This window comes from Micromonospora sp. HM134 (genome assembly GCF_007833915.1).
Taxonomy (GTDB): domain Bacteria; phylum Actinomycetota; class Actinomycetes; order Mycobacteriales; family Micromonosporaceae; genus Micromonospora; species Micromonospora wenchangensis.
In genome coordinates this window covers 1,177,547-1,190,318 of sequence record NZ_CP041061.1, presented here as the reverse complement: position 1 = coordinate 1,190,318, position 12,772 = coordinate 1,177,547, and the positions used below count along the sequence as shown (strand labels likewise).

Sequence of the window (12,772 nt, the reverse complement as noted above, 5' to 3'; positions counted from 1 at the left end):
GGACACCACTACTTCGCCCCAACCGCGAGAAACACCCCAGGGGTCAGCGGTGGACGGTGCGGCGCACGCCGTCGTGGCCGGCGCAGGGCTTCGGCCGGCCCCCGGTCAGGCTGACTGCGCCGTCGCGGCACAGCACCAGGTAGCCGCGCCCCGCCCAGAACTGCGGCACGCAGTCGAACCAGTCGCAGACCCGGTGGTCGGGTTTCCGGACGGGTTCGCCGCCGCAGTAGTCGTACCCCATCGGGTTGGCCGGGGCCCCGCAGCGCCGCTCCCGCACCACCGACGGCGACGGGGACGGGCCGTTCGGTTTCGGCACCGGCCTGCCGGTGCGCGAGGAGGCCGGTGCGGGGGTGGCCGCCGCCGCCACCTCCGGCGTCACCGGCGGATCCGACTCGACGAGCACCGCCGGCACCACCAGGGTCAGCGCGGCGGCCACCGCGACGGTCCGCCGACCACCGGGAAGGCGGGCACTGAGCCGGGCCTGGGCGGGGGTGGCGATCGCCGGCCGGAACGGCGCGCTCTCGGCATGGGTGGCGATCATCTCGTCGAGCTGGGCGAGGACGGCGGGCCGCTGCTCGATGGCGTCGGCGAAGGCCAGGGTCAGCACGAACCGGAACTCGGCCGCCGCGCCCGGCGGCAGCAGCACGCCGGAGGTCTGCCGCCGGTCCAGGACCTGGATCAGGGTGACCGGAGCCGCCGGGTCGTGCAGCAGCCCGGTCATCCTCCCGTACGCCCAGTCGCGCCGGCCACGCCCGCCGACCAGGACCAGCCGACGGTTGGTGACCACCGCGATCCCGGCGTCGGTGGCCCGGACCCCGTCGGGTAGCCGGTGGCGCAGCGGCCCCGGCTCCGCCTCGACGACCAGGTCGGGGGCGGGCAGCACGGCGGTGTGCCGGACCTCGACCAGTTGCGCGCCGGGCATCGTCCAGAGGACCGCCTCGCCGGGGCTCAACGCCAACGGTAGGCCGGCCCCGGCCGCCGCGGTGCCCCGCAGGCCGACAGCGAGGGCACGCAGCCGACGCAGTTCGTCGTCGCGGCGTCGCCAGGCCCGCTCGACGGTGCGGTAGGCCCGCCGCCGTCGCTCGTTCTGCTGCCGTGCCCAGGTGTAGCGCCAGGTGGAACCCGTCGAATCAGTCATCGCCACGCCGATCCCTCCGCCGTGCGAGCCACCAACCGGGGTGTTCACCCGGCTCAACGGCGGCGACGAGACCGACGGACCCGGCAACCGGGATTTACCACCCGATCGGGGGATGGATTTCACCCGACGGCCGCACCTGGCACGCCGGCTCATCTTCGGGTCCGACGCCGTGCGGGGTGGTGCCGGCGTGGGTAACGTCAGCCGCAGCCGGGCCGCGACGCCCGCGCCGCCGACGCGAAGGGGTGCCCGTGACCGGTCCGGACCAGCGCCGCCGCGTGGTGCTCGGCGTCGACATCGGCACCACCAGCACCAAGACCGTCGGGTACGACACCGACGGCCACCAACTCGCCAGCCACTCCGTCGGCTACCCGCTCGACGAGCCGCACCCCGGCTACGCCGAGCAGGACCCCCGGCTCATCTTCGACGCGGTGGTGGAGACCATCCGCACCGTCGTCACCGAACTGGGCGACGGCATCGCCGGCCTGTCGTTCAGCACCGCGATGCACAGCCTGATCGGCCTCGACCCGGACGGCGAGCCGCTCACCCCGTCGGTGACCTGGGCCGACTCCCGGGCCAGCAGCCAGGCCGAACGGCTGCGCGCCGCCCCGTGGGGGCTGGCTCTGCACCGACGCACCGGCACCCCCGTGCACCCGATGGCCCCCCTGCCGAAACTCCTCTGGTACGCCGAGCAGGAACCGGCGCTGCACGGCCGGGTCGCCCACTGGGTCGGCATCAAGGACTACGTGCTGCTGCGACTGACCGACACGTTGGTCACCGACCACTCGGTCGCCTCGGCCACCGGCCTGATGGACATCCACCGGCTCGCCTGGGACGCCCAGGCGCTGCGCGTCGCCGGGATCACCGGGGAGCAGCTTCCCCGGCTCGTCCCCACCACCACCGTGCTGCCGGGGCTGACCGCCCGCGCCGCCATCGCCACCGGCCTGCCCGCCGACACCCCCGTCGTGGTCGGCGCGGGCGACGGCCCCCTGGCCAACCTGGGCCTCGGCGCGGTACGCCCCGGCGTCGTCGCCTGCTCGATCGGCACGTCCGGGGCGATGCGGGTGGCCGTCGAACGTCCCGCCGTCGACCCGCTCGGCGGGGTGTTCTGCTATGCGCTCACCGAGGACCGCTGGGTCGTCGGCGGGGCGATCAACAACGGCGGGATCGTGCTCCAGTGGGCCGGCGACGCCCTCGCCCCCGAGTTCGGCGAGCACGGCGAGGAGGAGCTGCTCGCGCTGGCCGCCACCGCCCCGGTCGGCTCCGGCGGGCTGATCATGCTGCCGTACCTGCTCAGCGAGCGTGCCCCGCACTGGAGCGCGCTGCCGCGCGGGGCGTACGTCGGGCTGACCCACGGGCACCGCCGCGAGCATCTCGTCCGGGCCGCGTTGGAGGGGGTCTGCCAGCAGCTCGCCCTGGTCCTGGCGTCGGTCCGGGCGGCCGGCAACGAGGTCCGCGAGGTGCGGGCCAGCGGCGGCTTCGCCCGCAGCCCGCTGTGGCGGCAGATGCTCGCCGACGCGCTCGGTATGCCGGTACGGTTCCCCGCCGGCCACGAGGGCTCCAGCTTCGGCGCGGCGCTGCTCGGCATGCAGGCGCTCGGCCTGATCGACTCCATCGACGTCGCCGCCGACCTGGTCCGCATCGACGAGACGGTACGCCCCGAACCGGCCTCCGCCGCCACCTACGCCGCTCTGCTCCCCCTGCACTCCGAGCTGTACGACGCGCTGGTGCCCACCTTCGCGTCGCTGCGTCGGCTGGCCCCCGGCCTGCCGGCGGAGCCACCACCCACCCCCGCACCCATGTGACCGCCCGTCCCACGTCGGGTCGGACCCCGTCCGAAGGTCGTGATCGCCGTGATCGCCGTGCTCACCCTCCTCGCCGCACCGACGGAACCGGCCACCAACGCCGGTGACACCCAACTCGTCGTGGCCGCCCTGCTGGGCATCGCCGCGGTCGTGCTGCTCATCGCCTGGGGCAAGGTGCACCCCTTCCTGGCGCTGATCCTCGGCGCGGCGGTGCTCGGCGTGGTCGCCGCCATGGCCCCCGACACGATGATCGAATCGTTCAGCGCCGGGGTCGGCTCCACCGTCGGCGGGGTGGGTCTGCTGATCGCCCTCGGCGCGATGATCGGCGGTCTGCTCGCCGAGTCCGGCGGGGCGGACGGCATCGTCAACCGGGTCGTCGGGCGGGTCTCCGGCACCGCCCTGCCCTGGGCCATGGCCGGGGTCGCCGCGCTGATCGGCCTGCCGCTGTTCTTCGAGGTCGGCGTGGTGCTGCTGGTGCCGATCGTGCTGCTGGTCTCGCTGCGCACCGACGTACCGTTGATGAAGATCGGCATTCCGGCGCTGGCCGGCCTGTCGGTGCTGCACGGCCTCGTCCCGCCGCACCCCGGCCCGCTGGTGGCGATCTCCTCGCTCGACGCCGACCTGGGGCTCACCCTCGGGCTGGGCCTGATCATCGCGATCCCCACCGTGATCGTCGCCGGGCCGGTGTTCGGCAACTTCATCGCCCGGTACGTGCCGGCCACCGCCCCGGCCGCGCTGCTGCCCACCCGGCAACCGGCCACCACCGGCGGTGGCCGGCGCGGACCCGGCAGCCCCGACACCTCCGCCGCCGGCCGCGACCGGGGGCCGGACGGCCGGGACGCCGGGCGGGGACCGGCCGGCGACGACGACCTGCTCAGCGACGACGACCTGGTCAACCCCGGTACCGGCCGACCGGGCGCCCCGGTCGACGACAGCGGCACCGAGACCGCCCGGCGTACCCCCGGGTTCTGGCCGGCGGTGCTCACGGTGCTGCTGCCGGTGGTGCTGATGCTGCTGCGCGCGGTCGGCGAGCTGACCCTGGCCGAGGGCACCGTCGCCCGGCAGGCCCTCGACATCGCCGGCGCGCCGATCGTGGCGCTGCTGGCCGGGGTGATCGTCGCCATGTTCACCCTCGGCTACCAGGCCGGGTTCAGCCGTGGCCAGGTCTCCTCGGTGCTCGGTGGCTCGCTGCCGCCGATCGCCGGCATCCTGCTCATCGTCGCCGCCGGTGGCGGCTTCAAGCAGGTGCTGGTGGACGCCGGGGTGGGTGACCTCGTCGCCGACGCGGCCAAGGACGCCAACCTCTCCCCGCTGCTGCTGGGCTGGCTGGTCGCCGTCGGTATCCGGGTCGCCACCGGCTCGGCGACGGTCGCCACGATCACCGCCGCCGGCATCGTCGCCCCGCTGGCGGCCACCCTGGACCGTCCGGAGGTGGCGCTGCTGGCACTGGCCGTCGGCTGCGGGTCGCTGTTCTTCTCGCACGTCAACGATGCCGGTTTCTGGCTGGTCAAGGAGTACTTCGGACTGACCGTGGGACAGACGATCAAGAGCTGGTCGGTGCTGGAGACGATCATCTCGGTGGTCGGCTTCGCCGGCGTACTCCTCCTCGACCTGCTCCTGTGACGCCCCGGACCGCTTCGGCCGGTCCGGCGTGATCAACTCAATGTCGCCGTACCAGCGGTATCGGAACGCGCGGACACCGCAGTTGTGGCGATGTTGCGAGCCTGACCCGCCGGGCCGGCGGCCGGGCAGCGGGTCAGGCGCCGGGGATGTTGCGGGGCGGGTCCTCGCCGATCAGGCCCGCCGCCGGCTTGTCCGCCGACACGGGCAGGCCGAAGTCCGCGTACGTCAGGTCGAGCGCCGAGACCTTGCCCGGCTCGCCGGACAGCTCGATCCGGTAGTGGACCAGCCGACCCTGCGCGTCCACGGTGGCGGTGAACGGCACCGCGGCGGCCCGTTCCCCGAGCACCCCGCCCACCCCGTCGCCGAGCACCTCGGTGCTGCGCCGCAGGTCCAGGGTCCCGGCATAGGCCCGCTCGCCGGTCGCGCGCACCTCGGTGGCCGCGCCGAGCGTGCTGGCCAACCGGGTGTTGTCCAGCCCGGTCCGCTTCGCGGCAGCCGCCTCGGCCGTGCCCAGGTGCCACCAGGTGCGCCCGTCCCAGACCGGCACCCGCCGGTCCGGGGCGGTCACCTTCACGTAGACGTCGGTGCCGGTGGCGAGCCGCTCGATGACCACCTTGCCGTTCGCCACGGCCAGCGTCGTCGTCTCCAGCCCGCGCCGGCCCTTCGGGTCCCAGAGCAGGGTGGTGACGTCCCCACCCGTGCCGCCGTCACCGAGATTCAGCCGGTAGGACTGCTGGTCGACCCGCTGCGCGGCGGCGGCCAGCACGGCGCCCGGCTCGGTCGGTGCCGGGCCGGCGGTGGACGGGCCGGCGGCCGGTGTCGATCCCGCACCGCCGCCGTCGGAGGTGCAACCGGCCGCCGTCACCAGCACGACGAGGGCGGCGGTGGCGGCGGCCAGCTTCGGGTGCTTCACGGCGGTCTCCCCGGGTGGCGCGCCCGCCGGCCGAGCCGATCGACGCTGGTGACAGAGCGGTCGCGCCAGCCTAGCCCGACCGCCCGCCGACGACAGGTCGGGCCCGGTCAGGGGGCCTCGACGGCGGAGATGCGGTAGCGGTGCACCTCCGCGCCACGGATCGCCGCGACCTGCTCCTGTTCCGGGCCGGACCCCCGGAACGCCAGCAGCTCGTCGTCGGACTCCCAGCGTTCGTAGACGTTGATCCGGCCCGGCTCGACCAGGTCCGCGCCGATGGCGAAGTCGACGCAGCCGGGCGCGGAGCGGGCCTGCCGGACCACCTCCACGCAGGAGGCCAGGTAGGCGTCCCGCTCGGCGGGATCGACGTAGAGACTTCCGGCGACGATGAACACGGGCGACCTCCGGTGGGTGAGCGGGACGAACCCCCATCCTCACCCACCGCAGGCGGCCCCGCTCAGGCCCGGCTGATCGCGTTGGCGTGGATCGCCTCGGCCAGGTACTCCGTCAGCCCCGGTGCGATCGCCTCGTAGTAGGCGGTGAACCGGGGATCGGCCAGGTACATGTCGGCCAACCCGGTGTGCACCTCGTACGAGCAGTCGTAGAACCATCCGACGATGAGCTGCCGGTGTTCCTCGGCCAGCGCCATCGCCTCCGCCGAGTCGGCAGGCGTCCCGCCGGTCAGCGCCGCCACGATCCGCCCGCCCCACTCCTCCTGCGCCGCCTTGAGGCGCAGCCAGTCCTCCTTCGAGTAGTTCGCCGCCCGCCGGGTCGACACCCGGTACGCCTCGGTGTCGCCCCAGCGTTCCCGCGCCTCCTCGGCGTGCTCCGCCGGGTCGACGTCACCGAAGACCTCGAACCGTTCCTCCGGGGTCAGGTTGAGTTCCATCCGTCTCGCCTCCATCGCGATCTCGATCGCCGCGACCATCTCCTGGAGTTTCCCGATCCGCCCGGTCAGCAGGTCGTGCTGCCGGCGCAGGTGCACCGCCGGGTCGGCGGCCGGGTCGTCGAGGATCGCCGCGATCTCCTCCAGCGGAAACCCCAGCTCCCGGTAGAAGCGGACGTGCTGCAACCGCTCCAGGTCCGCGTCGTCGTAGCGGCGGTAGCCGGCCGGCGTCCGGCCGCTCGGCGAGAGCAACCCGATCTCGTCGTAGTGGTGCAGCGTCCGGACCGTCACCCGGGCCGCCTTCGCCACCTGACCCACCGTGTACGCCATGGTTTCCTCCCTTCCGGCACCAAGGCTCCGGCCTGCCGTGACGTGAGGGTCAAGCCCGATTCTGCGCCGGGTTCCCCGGCCTGGGCGGCACGACGGCCGGGCCCGCCCGGGCGGGTCGCGGGAGCGGACGTCAGCGGGGGGCGGCGAGGGCGTGCAGGGCGGACAGGCCGCCCGGCCGGCCGTACCGGTAGCCCTGGCCGTGGACGCAGCCGATCGCGGTGACCGCCGCGTGCTGCCCCTCGGTTTCCACCCCCTCGGCCACCACCGCCAGGTCGAACGCCCCGGCCAGCCGGGTGACCATCTCCACCGTGGCGTACGCCCGCGCGTCGGTGTCCAGCCGGGCCACGAACGACCGGTCGATCTTGAGCTCGGTGGCGGGGATGCGGTGCAGGTAGCTCAACGACGAGTAGCCGGTGCCGAAGTCGTCGATGGCGATACGGATGCCCAGCTCACGAAGCTGGGCGAGCCGTTCCAGCACCGCCTCGCTGCCGTCGATCAACGCCGACTCGGTCAGTTCCAGGGTGAGCGCGCGGGGGGCCAGGCCGGCGGAGGCGGTGGCCGCCGTGACGGTGGCGATCAGGTCGGGACGGCGCAGGTGCGCGGCGGCGATGTTGACCGCGACGGTCGCCTCCGGCACCCGGGCCCGCCAGGTCGCGGCGGCCCGGCACGCCTCGTGGATCACCCACCGGTCGATCGGCACGATCAGCCCGGTCTCCTCGGCCAGCGGCAGGAACGCCGCCGGGGCGAGCAGGCCGAGCCGGGGGTGCCGCCACCGCACCAGCGCCTCGGCGCTGCGGACCGCGCCGGTGGCGAGATCGACGATCGGCTGGTACTCCAGGTGCAGTTGCCGCTCGTCGACGGCCCGCCGCAGGTCGGCGATCAGCTCGGCCCGGGTCACCGCCGACTCCCGCAGCGCCGGCGTGCAGGTGCGGTACGCGGACTTCCCGGCGGCCTTCGCCGCGTACATCGCGATGTCGGCGTCGCGCAGCAGGTCGGTGTGGGAGGCGTGCTGCGGGCCGAACTCGGCGATGCCGATGCTCGCCGACGGGTGGACGCCGACGTCCTCCTCGCCCGGGGACGGTTGCAGGGCGGCGAGCAGCCGCTCGGCGAGCCGTTCCGGGACGACCGTCCGGTCCCCGGCGACCAGCACGGCGAACTCGTCCCCGCCGAGCCGGGCGACGGTGCCGTCGTCGCCGACGGCCGCGCGCATCCGCAGCGCGATGCTGGTCAGCAGGGTGTCACCGGTGGCGTGCCCGAACCGGTCGTTGACCTGCTTGAAGCCGTCCAGGTCGAGGAGCAGGACGGCCACCGGCGGCCCCTCGCGCAGCGCCCGGCGGAGCTGCCGGTTGAACATCAGCCGGTTCGGCAGGCCGGTGAGCTGGTCGGCGTAGGCGAGCTGACGCAGCCGGGCCACCAGCCGCAGGTTCTCGTTGGCGGCCAGCCCCTGCCGCAGGGCGAGCACCCCGAGCAGCGCCATCATGCCGCCGAAGACCAGCGGCGGGGTCTGCCCGGTGGGGCGACGGGCCAGCACCACCGCGATGATCGCCCCGCCGACCGGCAGGTACGGCAGCGCCACCCGCCACCAGGACGGCAGCGGGGTCTCGCCGATCTCCTCGGCCCCGTCGCAGGTCGGCGGCGGTGGCCGGGTGGTGGCGACGCCGATCAGCAGGTAGCTCAGCGGCCAGCAGACGTCGATCGGGTGCCCGGGGGTGTAGCTGCCGTGCGCGACCAGCGAGACGTAGACCGCGTCCGCGCCGGCCCGGGTGACCAGGCCCGCCCCGATCAGGGTCAGCGGCGGCCACACCGAGCGGGCCGGGCCGGCCACCGCCACCAGGATGGTCAGCTGCATCAGGTCGATCATCGGGTAGAGCAGGCCGAGGGTACGCAGCGGATCGTCGAGGTCGGCGGCGGCGACGTCGCGGAACACCACCACCCAGCCGATCGGGATCAGGGCCAGCCCGACGATCACCCCGTCCAGCACGGTGCGGGCCCGGCCCACCGCGCTGCGCGGCGCGGTCAGCGCGGCCAGCAGCGCGGCCGTTCCGGTGACGATGCCGGCGGTGAAGACCGCCCCGATCAGCGGGGTGTGCGGCAGCTCGTCGGCGCTCAGCCGGTCCACCGTCCACAGCAGCCGGCCGGCGGCGGCGAGACCCATGGTGAGCGCGAGCAACGCCCAGAACCGGCGCAGCGGGGCGGGGTGCCGGCGCATCGTGCGGACGCAGGCGTAGCTGGCCCAGCTCGCCACGGCGGTGGCGGTGACGTCACTGACCAGGGCCGCCTTGGGCAGCGCGGCGAGCAGCCAGACCAGTTCCAGCACGACAGCCACCGCGGCGACGACCGCACCCACCCGGGGAAGGGTCAGCGGTCGGGTCGGCGCGCCGGAGACGGCGTCCTGGGGTAGCACGGTGATCGCTCCGGCTCTCTCTCCAACGCGCACCTCGACCGTGCGGACGGGCCACGGACGGCGAACCATCGAAGCCTAGCCAGCCGGGCGGGTCACCGCCACACTCACCGGGTCGGCTATCCGACCACTGAGGACACGACGTCGGGCGCGTCGTAGGTCGGCGGTCCCCCGTGCGTCCACGGTGTCTCCTCGGCCGTGGGGAACGTCCCGGTGGGCAGGAACGCCTCCGACAGGGTGGTCAGGCAGAGCCGCTCCCCCACCTGCGGCACGCTGCCCGGCGGCGCGGTCAGCCCCCGCCCCATCCCGCCCGACAGCTCCAGCACCACCTCGGTCCGGCCGTCCGCCGCCGGGGTCACGAAGACCACCTTCGCCTTCTGGGCGGGCCGCGCCGTCGACCACAGGGTCGCCCCGACCGGCGTCCGCACCGGCTCGGCGGTCACCACCTGGATTCTCGGCCGCAGCACCGGCCGCCTGCCGCTGTCGTCCACCCGCCCCGGGTCGGCCAGGGTCACGTCGGCGACGAACGCCTCCCCGGCCAGCCGGTGCTCGGCCATCACCAGCGGGTCGTCGTAGGCGCGCTGCACGGCGTAGCTGGTCGCGGCGCGTTCCAGCCGGTGCAGCCGGACCGCCGCCGCGACCGCGCCGTCGTGCCGGGGCTGCGGCCCGCCGTCGGCGTCGAGGTGCTCGGCGTAGCCGGTGAAGGCGTCCCGGTCACCGGCCCAGCGGCCCGCCACCCGCGCCCCGGGCGGCAGCCTGTCGAGCAACCCCAGGCCGCGCCACATCAGCTCCCAGGTGGGCGCGAGCTGCCCGCGCAGCAACCGCACCAGCTCCGCGTACGCCCCGTCGCGGGCGGCCGGGTCGTCGTCGGCCGCCGCCCAGGCCGCCATCGCCGGGGCGAGCGCCACGTTGTCGAACTCCGGGTCGGTGGCCGGGCCGGCCGGCGGGCACACCTTCGGGTCCTCGGCCCGCGCGGCGGCCACGACACCCGACGAGCCGGCCGGCGGGTCGATCCAGCCGAGCAGCGCCGGCAGGTGCTGGTCCTCCACCGCGCTCTGCCCGGTCGCCCAGTGCAGGGTCAACGCGTCGGTCATCGCCAGCAGCGCCGACGAGCCGGGCTGCTCGGCCCGTTCGGCGAAGAACGTCAGCCAGCGGCCGAGCAGCGGCACGGCCGGGTGCACCGGGTGTTCGCCGTCCGGCCGACGGAACCGGGTGGAGCGGCCGAGCAGCCGCAGGAAGGTGATCCCGGCCGGGTTCGGCACCCACAACTGCGGGGCGTCGGCGTACCGGTAGCGCACGTCGCGGCCCCGGTCCACGGCCACCGCCTCCGAGATGCCCCGGAAGCCGTCCAGCCAGGGCAGCACGGTCGCGGCCAGCTCGGTGACGAAGCGGAACCGCTGGTCCCGGTTGCGGGGCTGCGGCACGACCAGCAGCCGGGCGTCGTCGGGGGCGGTGCCGACCAGCGCGGCGAGCGGGGCGTGCGCCTCACCGGCCATCGCCAGCGGCACCAGCACCAGCGGGCGCTGCGCCAGGTGCAGGTGCCGGACGGTGGCGACCGGCTGGGCCACCCCGGCGGCGAGCGCCTGCGCCTTCGCCAGCGCGCGCAGCGTACTCATGCCGGGTGGCCGGCGAGGGCGTCGGCGCGCAGCCGGGCGGCGGCCCGCAACATCGCGGCGGCCTCCTCCCGCTCCGGGTCGGCGGCCCGCTCGCCGGTCGCCAGGGCCAGCACCTCGGCCACCTCGGCGATGCCGCCGAGGGCCTCCCGCACCGGCCGGCCCAGCGCCCCGGTCTGCCCCCGCGCCTCGTCCCGGCAGAAGTACGCCAGCTCGCAGCCGGCCAGGCAGTCGGGCGCGTACCGGGCCGGCACGGTGTGCAGCGCGGCGGTCAGCGTCACCGGGTCGACGGCCGGGTCGACGGTGAACCCGGCCGGTACGGCGGTGAGCAGGTCGTCCAGCCGGGCCATCCGGTCCAGTTGGCGACGCAGCACCAGCAGTTGCTTGCGGACGTCGATCAGGCTGGCCATCGGCTGGTTGGCGAAGTCCCGCGGGCAGACCAGCACCACGTCGTGCGACACCGCCTCCGGGTCCCGTCCGGCGGCGGCGAGCAGGTCACGCAGCGCCAGCACGTAGACGGCCGACTGGACGGCGGCGGCGGACACCTTCGCCGGGTCGGCCTGCCCGTCGATCACCGGGAACGACTTGATCTCCACCACGTGGAACCGGCCGCCGAGCCGGGCGGCGACCAGGTCCGGTTCCAGGTGCACCCGCTGACCGGCCACGTCCAGGCCGAGCAGCGGATGGTCGAACAGCGCCGCGTCCGGCCCGGTGGCGGTCAGCGCGGCCCGCGACCGTTCCCGCCGGTCCGGCAGGTCGTCCGCCCCGCCCAGGTCCGTCCAGCTCGCCCGCTGCGGCACCGGTACGCCCAGCCGCTGCGCGACCAGTCGCAGCAGCTCCGCCCCGCCGTCCGCCTTGACCTGCGCCTCGAACGCGTTGCCCCGGGTGATCGCGAACCGGGACTGGCCGAACCGGGCGGGGAAGCCGACCCGCTCGGCGAGCGCCGTCTTGTCCACCCCGGCCCCGTCCAGCACGGCCCGCCGGGCGCAGCCGGGGTTGCCGGTGAGCGCGGCGATCGTCCGGGCGTTGTGTCGTTTCGGGGGCACGTCGCCCCGGATCGCGGCCAGGCGTTGTGCGGTGCTCGTCACGACAGGCCACGATAGCGGCCCGGACCGACCCCGGCCGGCGGCCGGCGACGCGGGCGGGTTCCACGGCCGGCGGACCGGGCGGGTCAGCGGCCGGCGGACCGGTTCCAGGGCGAACGGGGCGAACGGGCACCGGCGGACGGCCGGTGGCGGCGGCGCGCCGGGCGACGGCCGGGGGTGCAGGGCGGGCGGGCGGCGGTGTGCACCGGCGCGGTCGGCGGGCCCGGCGGGCGGCCGATCAGCCAGCAGAGGAAACGGGCCACGGTCAGCCGACCGGGAGGCGGCGGGCCTCGTCGGCGTCGACGGCGGACTCGGCGCCGCAGAACGAGCACTGCCGCACGTACGTCGACCGGACCGGGATCAGCGGGACGAAGAAGAGGGTGAACTTCGTCGACCGACGGCTGATCACCTGCGCGGCCTGGTTGCCGCAGTGCCGGCAGACGGCGGTGACCACCCCCGACCGGGTGACCCTGGTGCGGAGTCCGAAGATGAGGAACATCGCCCGGCAGTACCCAGCCCGACGCCCCGGGAACCCCGGGTGGAGAATTCCGCCGCCGGCTGTCCGGAACCGGGCCCGCCGTTCGTCACCCTGGTGACGACAACGACAACCGAGGAGCTTCGGCCGATGAAGTACCTGATGCTGGTCTGCACCGACACCGCGCCGGACACCGACCCGGAGGCCGTGCCCGACATCGAGGAGTGGGTGGCCGCGTGCGACGGCCGGGGCCAGCGCGTGCTGGGCAGCCGGCTGGCGGACGTGTCGGCGGCCACCACCGTCCGGGTACGCGACAACGAGCTGCTGCTCACCGACGGGCCGTTCGCCGAGACCAGGGAGGTGATCGTGGGCTTCGACCTGCTGGACTGCGCCGACCTCGACGAGGCGGTGGAGGTGGCCCGCCGGCACCCGATGGCCTACGAGGGCCGGCTCGAACTGCGCCCCCTGGTCGACCTCTGAGCGGGACGACGGTCGGGCCGCCGGACCCG

11 protein-coding genes are annotated in these 12,772 nt (G+C 75.1%); 3 read left to right on the top strand and 8 right to left on the bottom strand.

Annotation, left to right across the window (positions count from 1 at the left end):
- Window positions 1-43 precede the first annotated feature (43 nt).
- Window positions 44-1,144, bottom strand: coding sequence for a hypothetical protein (locus tag FJK98_RS05600; RefSeq protein ID WP_145918073.1), 1,101 nt, complete (start codon window positions 1,142-1,144; stop codon window positions 44-46).
- 242 nt (window positions 1,145-1,386) lie between these two features.
- On the opposite strand from FJK98_RS05600, the gene FJK98_RS05595 reads away from it, so the two are divergent.
- Together FJK98_RS05595 and FJK98_RS05590 are read left to right on the top strand one after the other, a co-directional pair.
- Window positions 1,387-2,940 carry a gluconokinase gene (locus tag FJK98_RS05595; RefSeq protein ID WP_240762615.1) on the top strand — a complete coding sequence of 518 codons (1,554 nt, stop codon included), beginning with the start codon at window positions 1,387-1,389 and terminating at the stop codon, window positions 2,938-2,940.
- Between the two features lie 57 nt (window positions 2,941-2,997).
- The gene (locus FJK98_RS05590) at window positions 2,998-4,563 is read left to right on the top strand and encodes an SLC13 family permease (RefSeq protein WP_145922587.1); all 1,566 of its coding nucleotides are present in this window, start codon (window positions 2,998-3,000) and stop codon (window positions 4,561-4,563) included.
- Window positions 4,564-4,696: 133 nt separating this feature from the next.
- On the opposite strand, the gene FJK98_RS05585 is transcribed toward FJK98_RS05590, so the two are convergent.
- The 7 genes from FJK98_RS05585 to FJK98_RS05555 all read right to left on the bottom strand — a co-directional run bounded on the left by FJK98_RS05585 (window position 4,697) and on the right by FJK98_RS05555 (window position 12,287).
- Window positions 4,697-5,476 (bottom strand): hypothetical protein, encoded by a 780-nt coding sequence (locus FJK98_RS05585; protein WP_145918072.1) that lies wholly within the window; start codon window positions 5,474-5,476, stop codon window positions 4,697-4,699.
- Window positions 5,477-5,583: 107 nt separating this feature from the next.
- Window positions 5,584-5,868, bottom strand: coding sequence for a putative quinol monooxygenase (locus FJK98_RS05580; protein WP_145918071.1), 285 nt, complete (start codon window positions 5,866-5,868; stop codon window positions 5,584-5,586).
- A 62-nt stretch (window positions 5,869-5,930) separates the two neighbouring features.
- Entirely contained in the window at window positions 5,931-6,689 is a 759-nt protein-coding gene (locus FJK98_RS05575) for a MerR family transcriptional regulator (RefSeq protein WP_145918070.1), read from the bottom strand.
- A 130-nt stretch (window positions 6,690-6,819) separates the two neighbouring features.
- Window positions 6,820-9,093, bottom strand: coding sequence for a bifunctional diguanylate cyclase/phosphodiesterase (locus FJK98_RS05570; protein WP_240762613.1), 2,274 nt, complete (start codon window positions 9,091-9,093; stop codon window positions 6,820-6,822).
- Window positions 9,094-9,209: 116 nt separating this feature from the next.
- Window positions 9,210-10,706: a hypothetical protein gene (locus tag FJK98_RS05565; RefSeq protein WP_145918069.1), complete on the bottom strand. Its 1,497-nt coding sequence runs from the start codon at window positions 10,704-10,706 to the stop codon at window positions 9,210-9,212.
- Window positions 10,703-11,791: a hypothetical protein gene (locus FJK98_RS05560; protein ID WP_145918068.1), complete on the bottom strand. Its 1,089-nt coding sequence runs from the start codon at window positions 11,789-11,791 to the stop codon at window positions 10,703-10,705. The genes FJK98_RS05565 and FJK98_RS05560 overlap by 4 nt, the downstream gene beginning before the upstream one ends.
- Window positions 11,792-12,053: 262 nt before the next feature.
- Window positions 12,054-12,287 carry a zinc-ribbon domain-containing protein gene (locus FJK98_RS05555; RefSeq protein ID WP_145918067.1) on the bottom strand — a complete coding sequence of 78 codons (234 nt, stop codon included), beginning with the start codon at window positions 12,285-12,287 and terminating at the stop codon, window positions 12,054-12,056.
- 126 nt (window positions 12,288-12,413) lie between these two features.
- Here FJK98_RS05555 and FJK98_RS05550 point away from each other — a divergent pair, with 126 nt between their 5' ends.
- On the top strand, window positions 12,414-12,743 hold the full coding sequence (locus FJK98_RS05550; RefSeq protein WP_145922585.1) for a YciI family protein: 330 nt from the start codon (window positions 12,414-12,416) through the stop codon (window positions 12,741-12,743).
- Window positions 12,744-12,772 lie beyond the last annotated feature (29 nt).